This is a genomic window from Actinomadura sp. NPDC048394, from assembly GCF_040651755.1.
GTDB lineage: Bacteria > Actinomycetota > Actinomycetes > Streptosporangiales > Streptosporangiaceae > Spirillospora > Spirillospora montaniterrae.
This window is the reverse complement of record NZ_JBEZJL010000011.1, coordinates 46,982-70,355: the sequence shown is the minus strand read 5'-3', so window position 1 is coordinate 70,355 and position 23,374 is coordinate 46,982. Positions and strand designations below refer to the sequence as shown.

Sequence of the window (23,374 nt, the reverse complement as noted above, 5' to 3'; positions counted from 1 at the left end):
CGCCGTGCCGGAGAAGTACGACGTCGTCGTGGTCGGCTCGGTCAACGCGGACCTGGTGGTCGGCGTCGACCGGCGGCCCGCGCCGGGGGAGACCGTCCTCGGTTCCGACCTCGCCACCCACCCGGGCGGCAAGGGCGCCAACCAGGCGGTCGCCGCCGCCCGGCTCGGCGGCCGGGTCGGGATCGTCGGCCGGATCGGCGACGACGGGCACGGCGCGCTGCTGCGCGGCGCGCTCGCCGGCGCCGGCGTCGACCTGGCGCACCTGGCGGTCACGCCGGGCCCGACCGGCGTCGCGCTGATCACCGTCGGGCCGGACGGCGACAACAGCATCATCGTCTCGCCCGGCGCCAACGCCCGGCTCACCCCGGACGACGTCGCCGCGGCCCGCGACATGATCGCCGCCGCGTCCGTGGTGACGTTCCAGCTCGAGGTGCCGATGCCCGCGATCGAGGCCGCCGCCCGCGCGGCGGCCTCGGCGGGCGCCCGCGTCGTGCTGAACCTGTCGCCGACCGCGCCCGTCCCCGCCGAGGTCCTCGCGCTCTGCGACCCCCTCGTCGTCAACGAGCACGAGGCCGCGTGGCTGCTCGGCGGGCCCGGCGAACCGGAGCAGATGGCGCGGGCGCTCCTGCGCTCCGGCCCCCGCTCCGCCGTCATCACCCTCGGCGCGGACGGCGTCGTCGTCGCCGACGCCGAAGGCACGGCGACGATCCCGTCGCCGAAGGTCGAGGCCGTCGACACCACCGGCGCCGGCGACGCGTTCACCGCCGCGCTCTGCCTCCGCCTCGCCCGCGGCGACACCCTGCCGGACGCGGCCCGCTACGCCACCCGCGTCGGCGCCGCCGCCGTCCGCAAGCCCGGCGCCCAGACCAGCTATCCCACCCCCGAAGACCTTCCCGCCTGAGGGGTCAGCGGGTGGTGCGGGCTCGCAGGTGGTAGAGGTCGTCCGCCACGTCGTGGACGTCCGCGCCGAGGTCGAACGCGCTGAACAGGTGCAGGTCGTCGGCCGTCTCGATCTCCAGCATCCGGGTGTGCAGCAGCAGCCGGCGGCGCTCGTCCACCCGGATCGCCGTCACCGCGTCCCAGGAGATGCGGCGGTGCCCGGCGTAGCCGGTGACGACCGTCACGCCGTCGCGGTCGGCGGCCACCCGGACGGGCGCCAGCAGGTCCCGCAGCGCGACCGCCGCGAGGCCGAGCGCCGCGACGCCCGCCAGCAGCAGCCGCTCCGAGTCGCCGCCGCTGAGCGCGGCCAGCGCCGCGACCGCGGCGGCCGCCGCGCACTTGGCGCCGACGACCTTGGGCGGAACCCGCCAGCGCCGCACCTCGTGCCCGTCCATGGGCCCCACCGTAGTGGTAAGCGTGTTCCGTCCCGTGAAGGCCGGTCTGGCGTTCCCGCCGCGCGGGTGTCCGATACCGTCGAACACATGCGACTCGGCGTGCTGGACGTGGGCTCGAACACGGTGCACCTCCTGGTGGTGGACGCCCACCTGGGGGCCCGCCCGCTGCCCGCGTTCTCCCACAAGGCGGAACTGCGCCTCGCCGCGCACCTGGAGGAGGGCGACCGGCTGTCGGAGCGGGGCGAGCGCCTGCTCCGCGAGTTCGTCGACGAGGCCCTGCAGGTCGCCGAGGACAAGGGCGTCGAGGACCTGGTCGCGTTCGCCACCTCCGCCGTCCGCGACGCCGCCAACGGCGAGGAGGTCCTCGACCGGATCCGCCGGGAGAAGCGGATCGGCATCGACGTGCTGTCCGGCGAGGACGAGGCGCGGCTGACGTTCCTCGCCGTCCGCCGCTGGTTCGGCTGGTCGTCCGGGCGGCTGCTGGTGGTCGACATCGGCGGCGGCTCCCTGGAGATCGCGTCCGGCATCGACGAGGAGCCGGACGCGGCGTTCTCGCTGCCGCTCGGCGCGGGCCGCCTCACCCGCGACTGGTTCACCGCGGACCCGCCGCCCGCCGACGAGGTCCGCGCGCTGCGCCGGCACGTCCGCGCGGAGATCGCCCGGCACGTCGGGGAGGTGTCCCGGTACGGGCCCGCCGACCACGCGGTGGCGACGTCCAAGACGTTCCGGCAGCTCGCCCGGATCGCGGGCGCGGCGCCCTCGGCCGATGGACCGTACCAGCGGCGCGTCCTGCAGGACTCCGACCTCACCGACTGGACCGAGAAGCTCGCGAAGCTGACGTCCGCCGAGCGCGCGGAGCTGCCCGGGGTGTCGGAGTCGCGGGCGCCGCAGCTGCTCGCCGGCGCGATCGTCGCGGACGCGGCGATGGACCTGTTCGAGCTGAAGGAGCTGGAGATCTGCCCCTGGGCGCTGCGGGAGGGCGTCATCCTCCGCCGCATCGACCACGCGTCGCCGCTGGGGTCGGGCCGCTAGACGGCCCGTCCGGGCCGGCGGCCGCTCCGGGCCCTCACGACCAGCTCGGGTGGCCGAGGACGTGGCCGGCCGGGGTGAGCACCCGGTCACCGGTGCCGTCGGCCTTGACGGCGTGGATCACCGGCGTGCCGACCGGGCCGCGGACGTAGCAGAGCCAGCGGCCGTTGCGGGACCAGCCCGGGTCCATGTCGTGGTCGGCGCCGCTGGTGAGCGCGTGGCCGTGGGAGCCGTCGGCGTCCATCACCCAGATGTCGCTCGTCGCGGACGGGCCGCGCGTGTAGGCGATCTTCGTGCCGTCCGGCGACCATTCCGGGTCGACCGAGCGGATGCCGTCCTTGGTCAGCCGCACCCACGGCCGCGAGGGATGGTCGGGGTCGAGGGTGTAGATCTGCTCGACGCCGTCCTTCTTGCTCCAGAAGACGATCCGCCCCTTGGACGACCACATCGGGTCGTCCTTGGCGGAGTCGTCGTCGGTCAGCCGGGTGACGGTGCCGTTCGCGAGGGTGACCGTGAAGATCTGGTGGGTGCCGCCGGAGCCGCCCATGTAGGCCAGGCGGGTGCCGTCCGGCGACCAGGTCACCCGGCCGCCCGCGATGTCGGCGACCTTGTGCACGTGGGTGCCGTCGGCGTTCATGACCTGGGCGGAGGAGGCTCCGTCGCCGGACCGGGTGAACGCGATGAGCCGCCCGTCCGGTGAGCGTTCGGGCAGGACGTCGCAGGTCGGGCCCTCGACGAGCGGGGTGGGCGCGGCGGCGCCGGGCGTGTAGGTGCCGATGTCGGCGTGGCACTCCTTCGGCCATCCGGCCGCGGTGTCGATCCGCACCAGCATCGGCTCGGTGGGGAACCCGGTGGCGGGCGCGGCCCCGCTGGAGTTCTTGCCCTGGTGGTCGTCGGGGCGGGTGAGCAGGTAGGCGCCGCCGGCCGCGACCAGGGCGACCGCGAGCGCGGCGGCCGCCGCCGCGATCACCGGTTTGCGGCGGTCGCGCCGGTCGTGCCGGACGGGCGGCGGGGCGGCCCCGTGGGACGGCGTGGTCCGGGCGTGCGGGATCTGCCGCAGGCGCTCGCTCTCGGGCGTCGGCGCGGTCTGGGCGAGCTCGTTCGCGGGCGCGGTCGCCGGATGCGCCGCCGGCCCCGCGCCGCCGCCAGGGGATCCGGGCCCCGCGCCGCCGCCGGGAGATCCAGGCCCCGCACCGCCGCCGGGGGATCCGGGGCCCGCGCCGCCGCCGGGCGGGTACGGCGCAGGGCCCGCGCCGCCCGGGGGAGGCGGCATCGGCGCCGCACCGCCGGGCCCCGGCGGCACCGGCGCGCGGCCGCCCGGGTCGCGGGACGTGACGTCCGGCCGGGGGATCGGCGGGGTCGTCCACGACGCGCCGAGCGTGTGCGACACGTCGGCCTCGCCGGCGCCGCCGACCAGCTCCAGCAGCAGGTCGCGGGCCGCCGGCCGCTGGTCGGGGTCCTTGCGCAGCGCGGCCCGGACGAGCCGGGCCAGCGGCTCCGGCACCGGGCCGAGCTCCGGCTCGGCGTGCACCGCGCGCGCCGCCAGCAGCTCGAAGGAGCCCTGCCCGAACGGGTTGCGGCCGGTCGCGGCGAAGGCGACCAGGCAGCCCCAGGCGAACACGTCCACCGCCGTGGTGATCCGCTGCGCGGTGATCTGCTCGGGCGCGAACCAGCCGGGGGTGCCGACGACCTGCCCGGTGCGGGTGTGCGAGGACGCGGCGTCCAGCGCCCGCGCGATGCCGAAGTCGATCACGCGGGGGCCGGAGATGGACAGCAGCACGTTGCTGGGCTTGAGGTCGCGGTGCACGAGGCCGGCGCTGTGGATCGCGACCAGCGCGGCGGCCACGCCGACGGCGACGCCGTGCAGCATCCCGGGCGACAGCGGCCCGGTGCCGGTGACGTGGTCGAGCAGCGACGGGCCCTCGATGTACTCGGTGACCATGTAGGCGAGGCCGAGGTCGTCGCCGTGCTCCAGCACCTGCGCGGTGCAGAACGACGCGACGCGCTGGGCGTGGGCGGCCTCGTCGTGGAAGCGGGCCCGGAACATCCGGTCGCCCGCGAGGTCGGGGCGGACGACCTTCACCGCGACGGCGCGGCCGTCGGGGTCGCGGCCGAGGTACACCGCGCCCATCCCGCCCTCGCCGATCCGGGCCTCGATCCGGTACCGGCCGACCCGCGTCGGATCGTCCGGTTCGAGCTCGCGGGGCGCCGGCACCGCGGCCCGCGGACGCGACAGTGGGCTCTCCATCGGCGATCAGCCTTTCGCCGGAGCCGCGCCTTGGCGGCCGCCCCCAACGGCGGCACGCGACCCTCTCCGTGACAACGATGACACACATCGGACGCGCCGGGCAGTGCCCGGGTTCGGCCTCGCGTCAGTGGAAGTTGCGGGCGCGGACCTTGCCGGGGACGGGCAGCCGGCGCAGCCGGGTGGCGCGGACGTTGGTGACGCCGTCGGCGCGTTCGAGGCGCCCGCCGACCAGCAGCGCCTGCGAGTCGACCGCGAGGCCGCGGTGCCGCTGGAACACCTGCGGTGGGCAGACGACGTTGATGATGCCGGTCTCGTCCTCCAGCGTCATGAACACGATGCCGCCGGCGGTCGGTGGGCGCTGCCGGTGGGTGACGAGGCCCGCGACGACGACGTTGGTGTCGGACGGCGTCGCGGCGAGGCGCTGCGACGACAGCGCGCCGAGCTCGTCGAGGGCCTCGCGGACGTGCGCGACGGGGTGGGTGTGGGAGACGCCGGTGGCCCACAGGTCGGCGAGGGTCTCCTCGATCGGCGTCATCGGCGGCAGCGCGGGGGCGGCCGCGCCGGGCGTGACGCCTTCGAGCTGGCCGGGGCCGGTGCCGGCGAGGGCGCCCGCCGCCCACAGCGCCTCGCGGCGCGTCATGCCGAGGCAGCCGAACGCCCCGGCGGTCGCGAGCGCCTCCAGCGCCGCCGCCGACAGGGGGACGCGCCGCGCCAGGTCCTCCATGCTCGTGTAGGGGCGTCCGGCCGCGATCAGCTCGGCGGTGTCGTCGCCGAGGTTGCGGATGCCGGCGAGGCCGACGCGGATCGCGGGCTGCGGCGCGGCGGGCGCGTGCGGATGGTCCGACACCACCTCGATGGCCTCTTCCAGCGTGGGGTGGACGTCGCTGGCGTTGATGTCGACGCCCCGGACGACGACGCCGTGCCGCCGCGCGTCCGCCAGTAGCGACTGCGAGCTGTAGAACCCCATCGGCTGGTTGCGGACGAGCGCCGCCGTGAACGCGGCGGGGAAGTGGCGCTTCAGCCAGGCGCTCGCGTACACCAGGTGCGCGAAGCTCTGCGCGTGCGACTCGGGGAACCCGAACCCGGTGAAGCCGAGGATCTTCTCGTAGACGCTCTCGGCGATGTCGGCGGGGATGCCGCGCTCGGCCATCCCGTCGAGCAGCCGCTGGCGGAGCCGCTCGACGCGTTCGGGCGCGCGCTTGGCGCCCATCGCCTGCCGCAGCTGGTCGGCCTCGTTCGGGGTGAAGCCCGCGCAGTCCACGGCGAGCTGCATCATCTGCTCCTGGAACAGCGGGACGCCGAGCGTCCGCCGCAGCGCCGGCTCCATCAGCGGGTGCGGGCACGTCGCCGGTTCGAGGCCCTTGCGGCGCCGCAGGTACGGGTGGACGGACCCGCCCTGGATCGGGCCGGGGCGGATCAGCGCGACCTCCACCACCAGGTCGTAGAACTCGCGCGGCCGCAGCCGGGGCAGCGTCGCCATCTGCGCGCGCGACTCGACCTGGAACACCCCGACGGTGTCGGCGTCGCACAGCATCTCGTACACCTCGGGGTCGTCGGGCGGGATCGACTGGAGGTCGTGCCGCTGCCCGTGGTGCTCGTCGACCAGGTCGAAGCAGTCGTGCAGGGCCGCGAGCATGCCGAGGCCGAGCAGGTCGAACTTCACCAGGCCGGCCGCCGCGCAGTCGTCCTTGTCCCACTGCAGGACGCTGCGGTTCGGCATCGTCGCCCACTCGATCGGGCAGACCTCGCCGACGGGGCGGTCCGCGATGACCATGCCGCCGGAGTGGATGCCGAGGTGGCGCGGCAGCGTCAGCATCCGGCCCGCCAGCTCCATGACGGGCGCCGGGATGTCGGTCTCCGACCCGACCGGATCGCGGGGGTCGATGCTCTTGGACCACGCGTCCTGCTGGCCGGGGGAGAACCCGAGCGCGCGCGCCGCGTCCCGGACGGCCATGCGCGGCCGGTAGCTGATGACGTTCGCGACCTGCGCCGTGCACTCCCGCCCGTACTTGTCGTAGACGTACTGGATGGCCTCCTCGCGGCGCTTGTGCTCGATGTCGAGGTCGATGTCGGGCGGGCCGTCGCGTCCGGGGGACAGGAACCGCTCGAACAGCAGCCCGTGCCGGACGGCGTCGACGCCGGTGATGCCGAGCGCGTAGCAGACCGCCGAGTTCGCCGCCGACCCGCGCCCCTGGCACAGGATCCCCTTGCTCCGGCAGAACTCCACGATGTCGTGGACGATCAGGAAGTAGCCGGGGAACTCCAGCTGCTCGATGACGTCGAGTTCCTTGGCGATCTGCGCGTACGCGCCCGACACCTTCTCGTCGTCCGGCGGCCCGTACCGCTTGAGTGCGCCCTCCTTCACCAGGTGCCGCAGCCAGGACGCCTCGGTGTGGCCGTCCGGGACGGGCCAGTCGGGCAGGCGGGGCGCGACCACGTCGAACCCGAACCGGCACTCGCGGCCGAGTTCCGCCGTCCGTTCGAGCACGCCGGGGAAGCGCGCGAGCCGGGCCGCCATCTCCGCGCCGCTGCGCAGGTGCGCGGTGCCGCTCGCGGGCAGCCACCCGACCATGTCGTCCATGCTGCGGCGGGCCCGCACCGCCGCCATGGCCTGCGCGAGGCGCGCGTCGCCGCCGGGCGCGGCGAAGTGCACGTTGTTGGACGCGACGACGCCCGCCCCGACCCGTGCGGCGAGCGCGAACAGCACGTCGTTGCGCTCGTCGTCGTCCGGCTGGTCGTGGTCGACCAGCTCCACGAACACGTTGTCGCGGCCGAACATCCCGATCATCCTGCGCAGTTCCCGCTCGGCCGCGTCCGGGCCGCCGGACTCCAGCGCCGCCGGGACCGGCCCCTTGCGGCACCCGGTCAGCACCGCCCACTGCCCGCCGTGCGCGCCTGCGAGCGCGTCCAGGTCGTACACGGGACGGCCCTTGCGCCCGCCCGCGAGCTGCGCCCCGGTGATCGCCGAGCAGAGCCGGCCGTAGCCCTCCGGGCCCCGCGCGAGGACGAGCAGGTGCCGTCCCGCCGGGTCGGGCTCGCCGGTCTGCGGGCCCGGCAGCCCGAGGCTCAGCTCCGCGCCGAACACCGTCCCGATGCCGGACTCGCTCGCCGCCTGCGCGAACTGGACCGCCCCGTACATCCCGTCGTGGTCGGTGACCGCCATCGTCTCGACGCCGAGCCGCGCCGCCTCCGCGACCAGCGCGTCCGGGGAGCTGGCGCCGTCGAGGAAGCTGAACGACGAGTGGACGTGCAGCTCCGCCCACGGCACGCCGCCCTCCGCGCGGCGCGGCGGGCCTGGCTCGTCCGGTGCCTCCTCCGGGACGTGCCCGGCGGGCCGCCACGACAGCTTCTCCTCGAACTCCCGCCAGGAGATCGCCGGGTTATGCCACCCCACGGCCCGCCTCCAAGCGCGTTGAGTCGCGGCGGTTAGTCATAGGTGGCCTCCACGTGCCAGCGCCGCCCTTCGGCGGTCAGGAGGTAGGCGGCGCCGTCGTCCGTGACGATCTGGAAGCGGGCGCGGCGGCGGGCGTGCGCGGGGTCCCACCAGCGCTCGTCCGCCGGCCATGGGCCCGTCCAACCGGTCACCGCCGCCGGACGGCCGCCGAGCACCAGCGCGGCCGGCGGCGCCGACACCGCGCAGCGCGCCGACACGACCACCGGCGCCCCGTCCGCGTCGACGAGCTCCGCCTCCGCCGCCGCCACCGGCACCACGGCGGGCGCGGGCGCGGTCAGCCGCCCCGGCCACGGGCCGTCCGGGAGGCCCGCCGGCGGCAGGTCGCCGACCGGCACCCGGACGACCTGCTCGCCCGGCCCGCGCCCGCCCGCCAGCACCGGACGGGTGATCGCGCCGTGCCCGAGCAGCCCCTGGATCCGGTCGGCGGCGCGCGCGATGCGGTCGGTGACGGCCGTCCGGCCCCACAGCGCCTCCTGCCGCCCGCCGTCCGGGACGAGCTGGTCGGGCGCCAGCTCCAGCCAGGTCACGCCGCCCCACACGGCCTCCTCTTCTTCGGCGGGCGCCTCGATGCCCTCCGGGTCGGCGCCCGCCGCCGGGCGGCCGTCCCGCCACGCCGACAGCTGCCACCGCACCCGCTCGGCGACCGCGAGCGACGACAGCCGCCCGTCGTGCCGCCACAGCCGCCGCAGGACGTGCCCGTCGGCGAACCCGGCCTCGACCTCCAGCCGCACGCACGCCAGCCCGCCCGCCGCGAGGCCCTCGTGCAGCTCGTCGGCCAGCCGCTTCGCCGCGAACACCACCTGCTCGGCGTGCTCGGCGGGCGGGTCGAACGTCGCGCGCACCGACAGGTCCGCCGCCGCGCGGACCGGGGCGATCGGGCGCGGCTCCTCGCCGCGCGCCAGCCGGTGCGCGAGCGCCCCGTCCGTGCCGAACCGTCCCGCGACGTGCCCGGACGGCAGGTCCGCGAACGCGCCCAGGGTCTTGATGCCGAGGCGTGCCAGCAGGTCGGCCAGCTCCGGGCGGTCGAGCACCGACAGCGGGTACGGCGCGAGGAACGCCGCCGCGCCGCCCTCCGGCACCACCACGCCGCCCTGCCCGGCGCGCGCGGCCAGCTCGGCGGCGAACAGGCCGTCCGCGATCCCGGACCCGCAGTCGTACCCGGCCTCGACGACCGTGTCCTGCACCAGGACGCGCAGCGCCTCCTCACCGCCGTAGAACCGCGCCGGACCGTGCGCCGCGATCGCGCACAGCCCCGGCCGCACCACCTCGACCCGCGGCGTCAGCTCCGCGACCGCCTCGACGACGGCCTCGAACAGCCGCCCTTCCGCGTCGGTGTCGCGCTCCCGCACCACGAGGTCGGGGCATCGCCGCTGCGCGTCCCGCAACCGCTGCCCGCGCCGGACGCCCTCGGCCCGCGCCGCCGCCGAGCACGCCGCGATCCGCCCCTGCACCACCACGGCCCCCGCCGTGGCGGCCTCGACCCCGACGGCCGTGACGGGCCAGTCCGGGCACCACACCGCCAGCACCCGCGTCACGCGATCCCCTCCCGGATGCGGACGACGGCCGCTTCGCCGTCGCGGCGGGTGTGCACGGGCGCGCCGTCCTTCACCGCGGGCGGCGGGACGATCTCCAGCGGCGGCCGCACCGGCACGGCGGGCTCGACGGTGCCGTCGGCGGCGGGCAGCCACAGGTCCGCGCGGCGGCCCCGGCCCGGGGCGTCGCGGCCCTCGGCGACCACCCGGACGCGGCGGCCGCGCAGCCGCCCGTGGCCGTCGCCGACGCCCTCCCAGGCGGCGCCGTCCAGCCGCAGGCGGAGCCGGACGCCCGGCCAGTCGCGGGCGAACGGGCCGGTCAGTGCGAGGACGCAGCCGTGCTTGCGGGCGAGGGCGGACAGCCGGCGGACGGCGGCGGCGCCGGGCCGCTCCGGCGGGCACAGCAGCACCAGCTCGACCGCCTCGGCGAGCGCCGCGACGACGTCCGGCCAGCGGTCGCCGGGGTCGTCGACGAGCAGCAGCCGCTCGGGCTCGGCGCCCATCCCGGCGGCGGCGACGACGCCGAACGACGGGACGCCGACGATCCCGCACCAGCCGCCCGCGCCGTCCTCGCCGCCGTGCCGCGAGACGCCGGCGACGAGCGCGAGGGCCAGCGACGCCGCGCCGGGCCCGTCCAGCCCGGTGACCGAGCCGGGACGCAGCCCGCCGGGGATCACCGGGCGCAGCGCGGGCAGCACGGGGACGGCGCGGGCGGGCGGCGCGGACGCGTGCTCCAGCGACCTCGCCAGGTCCCGCAGCGCCGCCTCCGGCACGGTCGTCCCTCCTCTCGCGCCCCTCCGCCTAATTTCGAACACAAGTTCGACCTCTGTCAAGTTACCGCAGGTCACGGTATGGATGTCCGGGACGGCCCGGGGCGCCGAAAAGCCTTGCCGGGTACGGCTTCGCGGCGCCCACCGGGCAGAATGGGCGATATGACGGACGACGTGCGGACGGTGGAATGGGCCGGGGCCGGGCTGCGGCTGCTGGATCAGACCGTGCTGCCCGGGCGCGTCGAGCACGTGGTGGTCCGGGACGTCGAGGCCCTCGTGGACGCGATCCGGCGGCTGGTGGTGCGGGGCGCGCCCGCCCTCGGTGTGGCGGGCGCGTTCGGCGTCGCGATCGCGATGCTCCAGGCCGAGCGCGAGGGCTGGGACGCCGCGGCACGTGACGCGGCGATCGCCCGGGTCCGGGAGGCGCGCCCCACCGCGGTCAACCTCGCGGCGGGCGTCGACCGGGCCGTCCCGCTCGTCGCCAAGGGCGTGGACGCCGTGGTCGCGGAGGCGCAGGCGGTGCTGGACGAGGACGTCCGCAACAACCGGGCCATCGGCGCGTTCGGCGCCGACTGGATCACCGCCCGCGCGCCGGACCGTCCGCTGCGGATCCTCACGCACTGCAACGCCGGCGCGCTCGCGACCGCCGGCTGGGGCACGGCCCTCGGCGTCGTCCGCGAGCTGCACGACCGGGGCCGGGTCGAGAAGGTGTACGCCGACGAGACGCGCCCGCTGCTGCAGGGCTCCCGCCTTACGGCCTGGGAGCTGGTGCGGGCCGGGATCACCTGCCTGGTGCAGGCGGACGGCGCCGCGCCGAGCACGATCCTGCGCGGGCTGGTGGACGTCGCCGTCATCGGCGCCGACCGGATCGCCGCCAACGGCGACACCGCCAACAAGATCGGATCGGTGGGCGTGGCGCTGGCGTGCGCGGCGGCGGGCGTGCCCTTCGTGGTCGCCGCGCCGTGGAGCACCGTGGACCTCGCGCTCGCGTCCGGCGACGGGATCCCGATCGAGGAGCGCGACCCCGGCGAGGTGCTCGCCTGGAACGGCGTCCGGACGGCCCCGGACGCCGCCGGCGCGTTCAACCCGGCGTTCGACGTCACCCCCGCCCGCCTGGTGTCCGCGCTGGTCACCGAGACCGGCGTCCTGGAGGTGGCGGACGGCGAGACCCCCGGCCGGGCCGCGCGGACCTGACGCCAGCGCGGCCCGGGACGGGATCTCAGCCGTCGCCCTCCGGGGTGAGGGTGCGGGTGGCGGCGCGCAGGGACGAGTAGAGGCGCGCCTCGTAGGCCTTCGCGGTCGCCGGGTCGTTCTGCAGGAACAGGGCGTCGTTGAGGCCGGGGAGCCGCTGCGTGGCGTAGCCGGTGTCCATGCCCGGGGCGTAGATCTGGTGCCGGTACCAGGGACGGCCCGGCAGCCCCGCCTGGGACAGCAGGTCGCGCTCGTCCTGCATGAGCCGGGCGTTCAGCCGCCGGAACTCCGCCGTGTCGCCCTTGCCCAGGGCCTGCTGCGCACGCGCCTGCAACGCGTCGGCGGCCTTCTGCCACGCCTTGGCCTGGTCGATGTCGCGGGACACGTCCACGACCACCTTGCCGAGCCGCGTGCGCTGCTGCTCGGTGAACGCGGTCAGGTACTGGGCGGTCTCGGCGGCGTACGGCGAGTACCGCAGCGCCACCACGTCCGCGTCGGCGAGCCGGAGCGTCGCGATGCCGACGAGCCGCGACATCGCCGCGTGGTACTCCCAGGTCGGGTCGCCGAAGTGCGACATCCAGTAGAAGTCGTCGCACGAGCAGTGGTAGTTGCCGGACGACCCCGGCGACGACGAGCCGAGGTTCATCGCGGGCACGCCGTAGCGCTGGAAGAACGCCTGGAAGTCCGAGCCGCCGCCGATGCGGTCGATCGGCGTCTTGCCGCCGTTCTGCGCCTTCCACGCGTCGTAGGCCGTCCCGTCCGTGCCGGGCCAGGCGACCTCCTTGGCCGCGTCGATGACGGACTGGTCCAGCGCGGGCGTCGCCTCGGCGCCGAACTGGGAGCCGCCCGCGCCGTCCATGTTCACGTACGCGACGGCGTTGCGGAGGCGCTCGCCCTGCTGCTCGGCGTACTCGGTGGAGCCGAACAGGCCGTACTCCTCACCGTCCCAGGTGGCGAGGACGACCGTCCGCTTGGGCCGCCAGCCCTGCTTGAGGAGCGTGCCGAGCGCGCGGCCGATCTGCAGGACGTTCTCCGTCCCGGACAGGTTGTCGTCGCTGCCGTACACCCACGCGTCGTGGTGCGCGCCGAGCACGACCTCCTGGTCGGGCCGCTCACTGCCCGGGATCGTCACGGTGACGTCCCACAGCTTGCGGACCTGGAAGGTGTTCTCCAGGTCGAGGTGGACCTTCGTGCCGCCCGGGCCGAGGCGGTAGGTGAACGGCAGGCCGCCCTGCCAGTCCTTCGGCGCCTGCGCGCCGGTCAGCGAGCGCAGCAGCGGCTCGGCGGCGCCGTAGGAGATCGGCAGCGTCGGGACGAGGCCCTGCAGCATCGGCGCCTCGGACGGCTTCAGCCGCCGGGCCTTCGGCGAGTCGTCCGACCAGCCGGGCGTCAGCGGGTCGCCGGACGCGAGCTGGATCTGCGCGACGCTGCCGCGCTGGATGCCGTCGGACGCGCGCCACGGCCCGTCCGGGTACACCGGGCCGCGGCCGAACCCGTCGTCGGCGGGGTCGGAGTAGATCAGCACGCCCTTGGCGCCGTACCGGGCGGCGTCGCGCGGCTTGATCCCGCGGAACACCTGCCCATAGCGGACGAGGACGATCTTGTCCTTGACCGAGACGCCGGCCTTGGCGAGCTGCTCGAAGTCCTGGGGGCGGCCGTAGTTGGCGTAGACGACGTCGCCCTGCACGTCCCCGGACGGCGAGAGCCCGTTGTGCGCGGGGATGACCTCGTCGAAGTGCTTCTGCCAGGGGCGCTGCTTCTCCTTGACCGGCAGCGTCGCGGACTGCGGCGCCGTCATCTGCAGGCTGACCTTCTTCGGCAGCGACGTGTAGGCGTAGTAGGTCCTGATCTGCGGTTTCAGGCCGTACGACGCGAACTGCTTGACGATCCGCCGGACGCGGTGCCAGTCGCCGGTCGTCGTGGTGACGGCGGGCTCGCTCGACAGCTCGGCGTCGAGCGACCGGGCCTTCGCCGGGGACGGAATGGCGCTGAAGAGCTTCTCGTACTGGCGCTGCCAGCGGGAGCTCTGCGCCGTGAACCCGGCGATTGGATCGTTCCCAGTGGTGGGGGCCGCGGTGGGCTGCGCGGTGGCGGGTGCGGCGTCGAGGGTGGCTGCGGCGAGGGTGACGGCGGCGGCGCTCAGGGCCGCCAGTGCCGGGGTTCGGGAGCGGAACACCAGCGTTACCTCCCAGTACGTGCGGTACGGGTGCGCCCGGAACGTACGTCGCGATCAACGGAAGATCCAGAACCGCTGCCGGATCCGGCCACGGCCGCGCCGACAAGATCACTTCCCGGCCGCCGTGATCTGCATGTTCCTGGATCGATCAAGAAAATCGGACCGGCGCGGCCGCACGGATCCGACATCATGAGGTTTGTGACGTCGCGCTCCCCGAATCCGGCCCAGCCCCCGCCGCCTCGCCCGGTGGTGCTGGAGGCCGTGCTGGAGCGCGTCACCTACGCCAACGAGGACACCGGCTACACCGTCGCGCGCGTCGCGACGGAGCGGACCGGCGGCGACCTGCTCACGGTGGTCGGCGCGCTGCTCGGCGCGCAGGTGGGGGAGAGCCTGAAGCTGACCGGGCGGTGGCGGTCGCACCCGAAGTACGGCAAGCAGTTCGAGGTCGACTCCTACACGACCGTGCTGCCGGCGACGATCCAGGGCATCCGCCGCTACCTCGGCTCCGGCATGATCAAGGGCATCGGGCCGGTGATGGCGGACCGGATGGTCGGCCACTTCGGCACCGACATCCTGCGGATCATCGAGGAGGAGCCGGAGCGGCTCGTCGAGGTCCCCGGGCTCGGACCGAAGCGCACCAAGCGGATCGGCGACGCGTGGGAGGAGCAGAAGGCCATCAAAGAGGTGATGGTCTTCCTGCAGGGCGTCGGCGTCTCGACGTCGCTCGCCGTCCGCATCTACAAGCAGTACGGCGACCGGTCGGTGGAGACCGTCCAGAAGGAGCCCTACCGGCTCGCCGCGGACGTGTGGGGGATCGGGTTCAAGACGGCCGACACGATCGCGCAGGCCGTCGGCATCCCGCACGACAGCCCCGAGCGCATCAAGGCGGGCCTGCAGTACACGCTGTCGGAGGCCGCCGACGACGGGCACTGCTTCCTGCCCGAGCCGAACCTCGTCACGGCGGCGGAGAAGATCCTCGGCGTGGAGCGGGACCTGATCGTCCCGGCGCTCGACGAGCTGGCCCGCGACGAGGGCGTCGTCCGCGAGCCGATCCCGGGGGAGGGGGAGGACGCCGCGACGATCCCGGCCGTCTACCTCGTCCCGTTCCACCGGGCGGAGCGGTCGGTGGCGCGCGGCCTCCGCGAGCTGCTCGACGCGAAGGAGGACCGGCTCGCGGCGTTCGCGGACGTCGACTGGGACAAGGCGCTGCCGTGGCTGAAGAAGCGCACCGGGCAGGCCCTCGCGCCCGAGCAGGAGGAGGCCGTCAAGCTCGCGCTGACGTCCAAGGTCGCCGTCCTCACCGGCGGGCCCGGCTGCGGGAAGAGCTTCACCGTCCGGTCCGTCGTGGAGCTGGCCGCCGCGAAGCGGGCGAAGATCGTGCTGGTCGCGCCGACCGGACGGGCCGCCAAGCGGCTCGCCGAGCTGACCGGGCACGAGGCCGCGACGGTGCACCGGCTGCTGCAGCTCCAGCCCGGTGGCGACGCCAAGTACGACCAAGACAGCCCGCTCGACGCCGACCTCGTCGTGGTCGACGAGAGCTCGATGGTCGACCTGATCCTGATGAACAAGCTGGTCAAGGCCATTCCGCGCGGCGCGCACCTGCTGCTGGTCGGCGACGTCGACCAGCTCCCGTCGGTCGGCGCCGGCGAGGTGCTGGCCGACCTGCTCGGCGCCGAGGCGATCCCGCGCGTCCGGCTGACGAAGATCTTCCGGCAGGCGCAGCAGTCCGGGATCGTGGTCAACGCGCACCGCGTCAACACCGGCGAGCACCCGCATACCCGCGGCTACCCCGACTTCTTCCTGTTCGCCTGCGACGAGCAGGAGGAGGCCGCCGAGCTGACCGTCGACGTCGTCGCCAACCGGATCCCGCGCAAGTTCGGCCTCGACCCACGGCGCGACGTCCAGGTCCTCACGCCGATGCATCGCGGCGTCGCCGGGGCGGGCGCGCTGAACGCGCAGCTCCAGGAGGCCCTCACCCCGCACCGAGACGACCGTCCCGAACGCCGCTACGGCGGGCGCGTGTTCCGCGTCGGCGACAAGGTCACCCAGCTGCGCAACAACTACGACAAGGGCGAGGCGGGCGTCTTCAACGGGACGGTCGGCGTCGTCACCGCCGTGTCGCTGGAGGAGCAGTCGCTGACCGTCCTCACCGACGAGGACGAGAGCATCGACTACGCCTTCGACGAGCTGGACGAGCTGGCGCACGCCTACGCCATCACGATCCACCGGTCGCAGGGCAGCGAGTACCCGGCGGTCGTGATCCCGCTGACGACCGGCGCGTGGATGATGCTGCGCCGCAACCTGCTCTACACCGGCATCACCCGAGCGAAGAAGCTGGTCGTGCTGGTCGGGTCGCGGCGGGCGCTCGCCGCGGCCGTCCGCACGGCGGGCGCGGGCCGCCGCCACACGGCCCTCGCCCACCGCATCGGCCACATGTAGCGGACGCTCACGCGTAGCGGGCGAACTCCCACGGGTCGTGCGCGGAGAACACCTCGACGCCGCTGCCCGGATCGAGGACCAGCTCGCGCAGCCGCGCGACGCCCGCGAGCCGCTGCTCCCGGTCCACCTCCCCGCTCGCCTGGACGAGGTCCATCAGCGGGTGCCCGGCGGGTTCGGGCCGGTCGACCTCGCCGTGGTACATGTACGCGTCGCCGGCGTGCAGCAGCCAGCGGTCCCCGTCCCGCACCGCGACGCCCGCGTGGCCGGGCGTGTGCCCGTGCAGCGGGACCAGCAGGACGTCCTCGGCGACGCCGTCGAGGGGCCGGACGCCGTCGAACCCGTTCCAGCGGTCGCCGGGCCCGCTGTCGTAGGTCACCCATTTCGGGCCGTGCGCGAGCTGCGCCGGGGTCTTGCCGCCGTCCGCCCGCTCCGCCTCGAACAGGTGCACCGCCGCGTCGGGGAAGTCGCTCAGCCCGCCCGCGTGGTCGCGGTGCAAGTGCGTCACCACGATGTGGCGGACGTCCGAGGGGGACAGGCCGAGGGCTTCCACCTGAGCTTTCGCCGTCGTGGCGGGGTCGAGCGCCGGCCGCGTCATCTCCACCCAGTCGTCCATCAGCCGCCCGGACGGGTCCGCGATGTCGCCGGCGCCGATGCCGGCGTCCACCAGCACGAGCCCGGACGACTCCGTCTCCACGATCAGGACGTGGCTGACCGCGTGCGCGGGTCTCAGCGGGCTGTCCGGCCCGTCGGCCGGTTCGATCTCCAGCATCCGGGCGCAGTCGACATGATGCACGCGCATATGGGCCCCCTGTCATCAACGAGTGGTGGGTTCGATCAGGTCGGCCAGGTGGGCCGTCACCGTGCGGAGCACGGTCGTGTCCTTCTGGACGCGAGCGAGCATCAGGGCGCCCTGCAGGGACGACAGGACCGTCGCGGCGAGCGGCTCGGCGCGGTCCTCGGGGACGCCCCAGCCGCGCAGCGCGAGGGCGATGCCCTGCTGCCACTCCCCGTAGACGGTGTCGCACGCCGAGCGGATCGGCTCGCTCTCCGCGGCGGACTCCAGGGCGACGGTCGCGACCGGGCATCCCTTCGCGAAGTCCGACTCGATCAGGTTGCGGGCGAAGTACTCGGCCATCGCGGCGATGCCGGACCGCGCGTCCGGCGCGGCGAGCACCGCCTGCGCGAGGGATTCGCCGACCTCCCGGCCCGCCAGCGTCACCGACTCCGACGCCAGCTGCTCCTTGCCCTCCGGGAAGTGGAAGTACAGCGACCCCTTGGGGGCCCGGCTCTCCGCCAGCACCTGGTTCAGCCCGGTGCCGTGGTAGCCCTGCCGCTGGAACAGCTCCGCCGCGGTCCGCAGGACCCGCTCTCTCGTCTCGCCCCGTGGTGCCATGCCGCCACTCTAGACCGACTGGTCTAGCTATTCAATAGACCGGTCTCTCTATTTTTGGCGGCGGGGGCGTGTCAGCCGCGTGCGGCGTACCGCTCGATGGCGGCGGTGAAGATCTCCTCCGCCAGGTCGTACACCTCCTCGACGCCCTCCGGGTCGCCGGTGAAGCGGCCGTTCGCCTCCGACGCGGCCAGCCCCATGCCGACCGTGTCGAGCAGCCGCTGCAGCGGCCGGACGACGTCCTCCGGCACCCCGGCGTCGCGCAGCATCGCCTGGATCGCGTTGCGCGGACGGCGCGACTCCTCGGTGACGGTCGGCCGGGTCAGCAGCAGCATGAACAGGTCGGGATGCCGGCGGGCGATCGCGCGGATGCCGGACCCGAACGCGCGCAGCCGGTCCCGCCAGGGCAGCGCGGGATCGTCGTCCGGCATGTCGCGCAGCAGGCGCTCGACGAGCCCGTCCAGCAGCCCCTGCTTGTCGCCGACGTAGCGGTACAGGGCCATCGGGGTGACGCCGAGCCGGTCGGCGACGGCGCGCATGCTCACCGCGCCGAGGCCGCGCTCCTCGGCGAGCTCGACGGTGGCGTCGAGCACCTCGTCCCTGGTGAGGCCGCGGGTGCCGCGCCCGCGCTGGGCCGGGGTCTTCACGGAGCGCAGTCTAGCCCTTAATATACGCCGTATATCTACGCTGTATATTAAGGAGGCGCCATGCGCGTCGCGCACCGTCCGGCGTGGACCACGGCCGTCGCCTCGGCGGCCGGCTACCTGCTCGTCCTCGACCTCGTCGGGGTCAACATCGCGCTGCCCGACCTGCGCCGGCGCCTGGACGCGGGGCTCAGCGGGGCGCAGTGGGCCATCGACGCCTACGCCCTCGCCCTCGCCGTCCTGCTGCTGCCCGCCGGAGCGCTGGCGGACCGGTACGGGCGCCGCCGGATGTTCATCACCGGGCTCGTCGCGTTCACCGCCGCGTCCCTGGCCTGCGCGCTCGCGCCGACCGCGGGGGCGCTCGCCGCGCTGCGGGCCGTCCAGGGCTGCGGCGCGGCCGTGCTGTACGGGACGGCCTCGCCGCTGCTCGCCGCCGCCTACCCGGCGGGACGCGCCCGCAACCGGGCGATCGGCGTCTTCGCCGCCGCGTCCGGCGCCGCCATCGCCACCGGGCCGCTGGCCGGGGGCGCGCTCACCGGGCTGTTCGGCTGGCGGGCGATCTTCCTGCTGAACGTCCCGCTCGGGCTCGCGGCGCTCGCCGTCGCCCTGCGGTCGGTGCGCGAGTCCAGGGACCCCCGCCCCCGCCCGTTCGACCCCGTGGTGACCGCCTGCCTGACGGCGGCGCTCGGCGGGCTGATGTGGGCGCTGATCGAGGGCCCCCACCTCGGCTGGGGCGCGCCCGGCGTGCTGCTGCCGCTGGCCGCCGCCGGCGCCGGGGCCGCCGGTCTCGCCGCCCGCCGCGTCCCGGATCCGATGATCGACCTGTCGCTGCTGCGGAACCGGCTCTACGCGGCCAACACGGCGGCGGCGTTCGCTTCCCACGTGGCGGGCGCGGGCGCCCTGGGCTACTTCTCGCTCTACGTCCAGGGCACGATGGGGACCCCGCCCGCGGAGGCCGGGCTGTGGTTCCTCACCTACAGCCTCCCCGCCCTCGCGACGCCGCTGCTGCTCGGGCGGGTCGCGCACCGGTTCCCGCCGGCGGTCCTCGTCGCCCTCAGCCCCTTGCTGACCGCGGTGTCGTCGCTGCTCCTGCTGGCCGCCTACCCTGCCCGGTCATGGCCGGCGATGGTGCCGGGATTCGTGGTGGGCGGCCTCGCCGGGGTCGGCAACCTCGTCTCCAGCCAGGTCGCCCTGGCGTCGGCGCCGCCGGAGCGGGCCGGCGTCGCGGGCGGCATCACCAGCGCCGCCAAGCAGGTCGGGATCGCGGCGGGCGTCGCGGTGCTCGGCATCCCGTACCGGCTGGACGGCCTGGGCGCGATGCTCGCCACCACCACCGGGTTCGCCGTCCTCGGCGCGCTCCCCGCCCTGCGGCTGGTCCTCCGGCCTCCGGCGCGCGCGGACGCGGCGACCGGCCCCGACCGCGCCCCGCTCCGGGCGCCTCAAGGCGGTCAGCGGTAGTAGTCGTCGGAGTCGCGGGCGGTCCGCTCGGCCGCGGCGGCGGCGGACGCGGCGGCCCGGCGCAGCTGGTGCCCCGCCTGCTGGACGACCCGGACCGGACGCTCCGGCAGGTGCCGGGTCGCGCCGCGGTGCCGCCGCCAGTGCTCGCGGGCGCGGGCCCGGTGCTCGACGCGCAGGTTCTCGATCAGCCGGTCGATGTCCATGGACACCTCGCCGTACAGCGGCCACAGGTCGCCCGCCGCCGCGCGCTCGTGCAGGCTGCGGGTGAGCCGGGAGCGCCGCTCGCGGGCGATGTCGACCCGCACCTCCAGCTCGTTCTCCGCCAGGTACGGGCGGGCGTCGGTGGCGAGGTCCGAGCGGGCCAGCCGGCCGTAGGCGGCGACGCTCGCGGCGATCCCCGCGAGCGCGTCGCCGAGCTGGCGGCGCAGCGTCGGGTCGGTCAGCAGCCGCCCGCGCGGGCCGAGCCGCTCGTCGTCGGCCAGCGACCGGGTCAGCCCCCGCAGCGACAGCGTGAAGTGCTCCATCGTCTCGACGGCGTTGCGCAGCGCGACGCCCGCGTCGACCAGCCGCCGCGCCTGCGTGCGGGGGTTCAGCCGGACGCTCTCCTCGGCGTCCCGCAGGTCCTGGTCGGTGCGGCCGATGTCGCGGGCGAACCGCTCCGCGTCCTCCTGCCAGCGCGCTGCCTCGCCCTCGACGGGGTCGCCCTGCAGCCCGTCGGCGATCTTCTGGATCAGCTCCCGGAGCTGCTCGGCGACGTCCTGGACGGCCTCCTCTGCGGGACGCACCCGCACCGAGGGCACCAGGAACGTGGCGACCAGCCCGGTGGCGGCGCCGACCAGCGTCTCCAGGATCCGGTCCGCCGCGCCCGCGCCGCTGGACGCGCCCAAGGCGAAGATCAGCATCGCGCTGATCGGCACCTCCAGCATCTGGTCGCCGAGCCGCAGCACGTGCCCGATGATCAGGGCCGCGAGGATCGACAGGCCGAGGCTCCACCAGGAGAACCCCACCCCGTTGGAGAACAGGACCGCGATCATCACCCCGGAGGTGACCGCGCCCACCCGCAGCAGGCTGTGCTTGACCGTCTCGTAGACCGAGTGCTGGACGACCAGCAGCGCGGTCAGCGGCGCCAGCAGCGGCTTCGGGCCGGGCGGCAGCAGGGTCAGCGCGATCAGGTACGCGGCGACGGCGGTGAGCGTCAGCCGGGCGACCCGGTACACCGACGAGGGCGCCTCCGTCGCCACCTGGATCGGCGAGCGGACGGCGCGGCCCTCGCGGTCGAGGAGGCCCGGACGGCGGAAGAACGCTTGAGGCATCGGTGCACGGATGGGTCGGGATCAGCGGTACGAGGGTCGGCATGCCCTTTCGGGCACCCAATACTCAAGGGGACGCCGATCCGCTTCCTTCCCGGCGCCGGGTGAACTTCCGGCAAAGCCCGCGGCCCCCCTGCCGGAGGGCGGTGGTCGGCTGCGCCTGAAGGCGGTGGTCAGCTGCGGCGGCGGGCGCGGAAGGCCGCGACGTTCGTCCGGTTCGCGCATCCCTCCGAGCAGAACCGGCGCCGCCCCGCCCGCGATGTGTCGGCGTACACGCGGTCGCATCCCTCGGCGTCGCAGACGCCCGTCCGGTCGATCCCGTGCTCCACGACCAGCTCCGCGAGGTGCATCAGCGTCGTCGCGCGGAACCGGTCCGGCAGCCGGGACGAGGGCGGCGCGTAGTGCATGTGCACGCCGTGCGGGTCGTGCTCGGCGAGGTGCGGATGCAGCGGCAGCTCCAGCATCAGCCCGTTGAGCAGCCGCATCGCCTCGTCGAGGTCGGGGGCGTCGAAGAACCGGCGCAGCGTCCGCCCCCACCGGCGGAACTCGTCGGCGTCGGCCGGTTCGAACTCGTGCCAGAAGAACCCGTTCGCGCGCAGCACCTCGCGCAGCGCGTCGGCGGAGTCGTCGCCGTCGGCGCTGGTCACGGCGTTGACCAGGGCGACGGCCGCCGCCACCCCGTGGCTCTTGTACCCGGTAATCCGCATTGCCCCGGCTCCCGATCCCGTGCCATCCTGTAAATGGCATCTCGATTTTAACCCTTACAAGCTTCCTTGAGGACGCGCCGTGGAGGATTGCCCGCACTGTGGCTGGCCCCGCACCGAGGTCTACGAGGTACTGTCCCGGCACCTCACCTCCGAGGGGGTGGTGAGCTACACCCGCTGCGCCTGCGGCGAGCTGGAGGTGCGCTTCCAGCCCTTCGCGCCCGGCGCCGTCGCCGGTGCCGCCGACCCGCCCGAGCCCGGCCGCTAGTGCCGCCAGCGGGTCGCGGCGGCGACGTCCTCCGGGGCGGCGCCGTCGAACAGCGCGATCTCGCCGCGCCGGACGGCCGCGACCGTGTCGGTCACCGCCTCGCCCAGCGCGTCCCGCAGGACCGCGTCCTCCTCGAACACCGCCACCGCCTCGGCGAGCGTGACCGGCAGCGGCCGCACCCCGCGCGCGGCGCGCTCCGCCTCCGGCAGCCCGGCCGGGTCGACGTCGACCGGGTCCGGCAGCGCGAGCCCCGCGTCCAGCCCGGCCCGCCCGGCCGCCAGCAGCGCCGCGAGCGCGAGGTAGGGGTTCGCGGCGCCGTCGAAGCACTTGACCTCCAGGTTCGCGGCGCGGTCCCGCTCGCCCTGCGCGCCGGTGACGAACCGGAGCGCCGCCTCCCGGTTCTCCAGCCCCCAGCACGCGAACGCGCCCGCCCAGTGCGACGGGACGAGCCGCAGGTAGCTGGCCACCGATGGCGCCCCGATCGCCAGCAGCGCGGGCAGGTGGTCCAGGATCCCCGCCGCGAACGCCTGCCCGGCGTCCGTCATCCCGCAGGGGCCGCCGCCGCCCGCCATCGCGTTCGCCGGGCCGTCCCCGGTGTCCTCCCGCCACAGGCTCAGGTGGACGTGCCCGCCGTTGCCGACCGAGCCCTCCACCACCTTCGGGGAGAACGAGGCGTGCAGGCCGTGCTCCAGCGACACCGCCCGGATCGTCTCGCGGACCAGGACGGCCGTGTCGGCGGCGCCGACCGGGTCCTCGGCCGCCACCGACACCTCGTACTGCCCGGCGGCGTACTCGGGGTGCAGCTGGTCGACCGACACGCCCGTCCGGTCCAGCGCGACGAGCAGCGCGCGCAGGTAGCCGGCCAGCTCGCTGACGCGCGTCATCCCGTACGCGGGGCCCTGGCAGGCGGGCGTGAACTCGTCCGGGGTGGTCGACACCGCCCACTCGATCTCGAACGCCGTCCGGACCGTCCAGCCGGCGGCGGCGAGCCGGGCGGTCTCGCGGCGCAGCAGCGCCCGCGCGTCGAGGGGGTGGACGGCGCCGTCCTGCGCGTACCGGTCGGCGGGGGCGTGCGCCCAGCCGGGCAGCGCCGCCAGCGGGACGAGCCGGTCCAGGTCGGGGTGCAGCCGCAGGTCGCCGACCGGGCCGCCGACGTGCCGGCCGGACACGATCGAGTCGTCCAGCAGGAACACGTCGAACACCGGCGACATCCCGACGCCCCAGGTCGCCGCGTGCTCCAGCCGCCCGACCGGGACGGTCTTGGTGCGGGTGATCCCGCTGACGTCCACCCAGGTCAGCGCGACGGCGGCGACGTCCTCCCCGGCCAGCCGCCGGGCGGCCTCGGCCGCCCGGGCACCCAGCCGGGCGCGCTCGTGGCCGTCGAGGGCGGTGTCGAAGGTCTGTTCCACGGTGCGGCTCCCGGTCAT

Annotated in this window: 18 protein-coding genes; 6 read left to right on the top strand and 12 right to left on the bottom strand. The window is 75.3% G+C overall.

Going from position 1 to position 23,374, the window contains the following annotated elements:
* Window positions 1-4: 4 nt before the first annotated feature.
* On the top strand, window positions 5-901 hold the full coding sequence (locus tag AB0C78_RS09805; protein ID WP_360744438.1) for a ribokinase: 897 nt from the start codon (window positions 5-7) through the stop codon (window positions 899-901).
* Between the two features lie 4 nt (window positions 902-905).
* On the opposite strand, the gene AB0C78_RS09800 is transcribed toward AB0C78_RS09805, so the two are convergent.
* Window positions 906-1,334 (bottom strand): PH domain-containing protein, encoded by a 429-nt coding sequence (locus AB0C78_RS09800; RefSeq protein WP_360744435.1) that lies wholly within the window; start codon window positions 1,332-1,334, stop codon window positions 906-908.
* A gap of 87 nt (window positions 1,335-1,421) precedes the next feature.
* Between AB0C78_RS09800 and AB0C78_RS09795 the strand changes: the two genes are divergently transcribed.
* Complete coding sequence (locus AB0C78_RS09795) at window positions 1,422-2,366, top strand: Ppx/GppA phosphatase family protein (protein WP_151543568.1); 945 nt, start codon at window positions 1,422-1,424, stop codon at window positions 2,364-2,366.
* A gap of 34 nt (window positions 2,367-2,400) precedes the next feature.
* On the opposite strand, the gene AB0C78_RS09790 is transcribed toward AB0C78_RS09795, so the two are convergent.
* The 4 genes from AB0C78_RS09790 to AB0C78_RS09775 all read right to left on the bottom strand — a co-directional run bounded on the left by AB0C78_RS09790 (window position 2,401) and on the right by AB0C78_RS09775 (window position 10,370).
* A complete protein-coding gene (locus AB0C78_RS09790) occupies window positions 2,401-4,611 on the bottom strand; it encodes a protein kinase (RefSeq protein WP_360744432.1) in 2,211 nt (736 codons plus the stop codon).
* Window positions 4,612-4,735: 124 nt separating this feature from the next.
* A complete protein-coding gene (locus AB0C78_RS09785) occupies window positions 4,736-8,005 on the bottom strand; it encodes an error-prone DNA polymerase (protein WP_360744429.1) in 3,270 nt (1,089 codons plus the stop codon).
* Window positions 8,006-8,037: 32 nt separating this feature from the next.
* The gene (locus AB0C78_RS09780) at window positions 8,038-9,600 is read right to left on the bottom strand and encodes a DNA polymerase Y family protein (RefSeq protein WP_360744426.1); all 1,563 of its coding nucleotides are present in this window, start codon (window positions 9,598-9,600) and stop codon (window positions 8,038-8,040) included.
* Window positions 9,597-10,370 (bottom strand): hypothetical protein, encoded by a 774-nt coding sequence (locus AB0C78_RS09775; protein ID WP_360744424.1) that lies wholly within the window; start codon window positions 10,368-10,370, stop codon window positions 9,597-9,599. The genes AB0C78_RS09780 and AB0C78_RS09775 overlap by 4 nt, the downstream gene beginning before the upstream one ends.
* 159 nt (window positions 10,371-10,529) lie before the next feature.
* On the opposite strand from AB0C78_RS09775, the gene mtnA reads away from it, so the two are divergent.
* Entirely contained in the window at window positions 10,530-11,561 is a 1,032-nt protein-coding gene (mtnA, locus tag AB0C78_RS09770; protein WP_360744421.1) for an S-methyl-5-thioribose-1-phosphate isomerase, read from the top strand.
* A 25-nt stretch (window positions 11,562-11,586) separates the two neighbouring features.
* Here the strand turns inward: mtnA and AB0C78_RS09765 are convergent, their stop codons facing one another.
* Window positions 11,587-13,734 carry a M28 family peptidase gene (locus tag AB0C78_RS09765; protein WP_360744418.1) on the bottom strand — a complete coding sequence of 716 codons (2,148 nt, stop codon included), beginning with the start codon at window positions 13,732-13,734 and terminating at the stop codon, window positions 11,587-11,589.
* Between the two features lie 198 nt (window positions 13,735-13,932).
* Between AB0C78_RS09765 and AB0C78_RS09760 the strand changes: the two genes are divergently transcribed.
* Complete coding sequence (locus tag AB0C78_RS09760) at window positions 13,933-16,173, top strand: ATP-dependent RecD-like DNA helicase (protein WP_360744415.1); 2,241 nt, start codon at window positions 13,933-13,935, stop codon at window positions 16,171-16,173.
* A gap of 7 nt (window positions 16,174-16,180) precedes the next feature.
* Here the strand turns inward: AB0C78_RS09760 and AB0C78_RS09755 are convergent, their stop codons facing one another.
* The 3 genes from AB0C78_RS09755 to AB0C78_RS09745 all read right to left on the bottom strand — a co-directional run bounded on the left by AB0C78_RS09755 (window position 16,181) and on the right by AB0C78_RS09745 (window position 18,210).
* Entirely contained in the window at window positions 16,181-16,972 is a 792-nt protein-coding gene (locus AB0C78_RS09755; RefSeq protein ID WP_360744412.1) for an MBL fold metallo-hydrolase, read from the bottom strand.
* A 15-nt stretch (window positions 16,973-16,987) separates the two neighbouring features.
* Entirely contained in the window at window positions 16,988-17,566 is a 579-nt protein-coding gene (locus tag AB0C78_RS09750; RefSeq protein WP_360744409.1) for a TetR/AcrR family transcriptional regulator, read from the bottom strand.
* Window positions 17,567-17,637: 71 nt separating this feature from the next.
* Window positions 17,638-18,210: a TetR/AcrR family transcriptional regulator gene (locus tag AB0C78_RS09745; protein ID WP_360744406.1), complete on the bottom strand. Its 573-nt coding sequence runs from the start codon at window positions 18,208-18,210 to the stop codon at window positions 17,638-17,640.
* A 60-nt stretch (window positions 18,211-18,270) separates the two neighbouring features.
* Here AB0C78_RS09745 and AB0C78_RS09740 point away from each other — a divergent pair, with 60 nt between their 5' ends.
* Window positions 18,271-19,665, top strand: coding sequence for an MFS transporter (locus AB0C78_RS09740; protein ID WP_360744403.1), 1,395 nt, complete (start codon window positions 18,271-18,273; stop codon window positions 19,663-19,665).
* On the opposite strand, the gene AB0C78_RS09735 is transcribed toward AB0C78_RS09740, so the two are convergent.
* Window positions 19,656-20,978 (bottom strand): aromatic acid exporter family protein, encoded by a 1,323-nt coding sequence (locus AB0C78_RS09735; RefSeq protein ID WP_151546737.1) that lies wholly within the window; start codon window positions 20,976-20,978, stop codon window positions 19,656-19,658. The two genes, AB0C78_RS09740 and AB0C78_RS09735, sit on opposite strands and share 10 nt — an antisense overlap.
* 170 nt (window positions 20,979-21,148) lie before the next feature.
* Window positions 21,149-21,682, bottom strand: coding sequence for a CGNR zinc finger domain-containing protein (locus AB0C78_RS09730; RefSeq protein ID WP_360744399.1), 534 nt, complete (start codon window positions 21,680-21,682; stop codon window positions 21,149-21,151).
* Between the two features lie 79 nt (window positions 21,683-21,761).
* Here AB0C78_RS09730 and AB0C78_RS09725 point away from each other — a divergent pair, with 79 nt between their 5' ends.
* A complete protein-coding gene (locus tag AB0C78_RS09725) occupies window positions 21,762-21,947 on the top strand; it encodes a hypothetical protein (protein ID WP_360744396.1) in 186 nt (61 codons plus the stop codon).
* Here the strand turns inward: AB0C78_RS09725 and AB0C78_RS09720 are convergent.
* Window positions 21,944-23,356 (bottom strand): glutamine synthetase family protein, encoded by a 1,413-nt coding sequence (locus AB0C78_RS09720; RefSeq protein ID WP_360744393.1) that lies wholly within the window; start codon window positions 23,354-23,356, stop codon window positions 21,944-21,946. The two genes, AB0C78_RS09725 and AB0C78_RS09720, sit on opposite strands and share 4 nt — an antisense overlap.
* Between the last annotated feature and the right edge of the window lie 18 nt (window positions 23,357-23,374).

Excerpts from the sequence above, each read along its gene's own strand:
- AB0C78_RS09800 (WP_360744435.1), bottom strand. The coding sequence starts at position 1,334 with ATGGACGGGCACGAGGTGCGGCGCTGGCGGGTTCCGCCCAAGGTCGTC.
- AB0C78_RS09795 (WP_151543568.1), top strand. The coding sequence starts at position 1,422 with ATGCGACTCGGCGTGCTGGACGTGGGCTCGAACACGGTGCACCTCCTG.
- AB0C78_RS09790 (WP_360744432.1), bottom strand. The coding sequence starts at position 4,611 with ATGGAGAGCCCACTGTCGCGTCCGCGGGCCGCGGTGCCGGCGCCCCGC.
- mtnA (WP_360744421.1), top strand. The coding sequence starts at position 10,530 with ATGACGGACGACGTGCGGACGGTGGAATGGGCCGGGGCCGGGCTGCGG.
- AB0C78_RS09755 (WP_360744412.1), bottom strand. The coding sequence starts at position 16,972 with ATGCGCGTGCATCATGTCGACTGCGCCCGGATGCTGGAGATCGAACCG.
- AB0C78_RS09750 (WP_360744409.1), bottom strand. The coding sequence starts at position 17,566 with ATGGCACCACGGGGCGAGACGAGAGAGCGGGTCCTGCGGACCGCGGCG.
- AB0C78_RS09740 (WP_360744403.1), top strand. The coding sequence starts at position 18,271 with ATGCGCGTCGCGCACCGTCCGGCGTGGACCACGGCCGTCGCCTCGGCG.
- AB0C78_RS09735 (WP_151546737.1), bottom strand. The coding sequence starts at position 20,978 with ATGCCTCAAGCGTTCTTCCGCCGTCCGGGCCTCCTCGACCGCGAGGGC.
- AB0C78_RS09730 (WP_360744399.1), bottom strand. The coding sequence starts at position 21,682 with ATGCGGATTACCGGGTACAAGAGCCACGGGGTGGCGGCGGCCGTCGCC.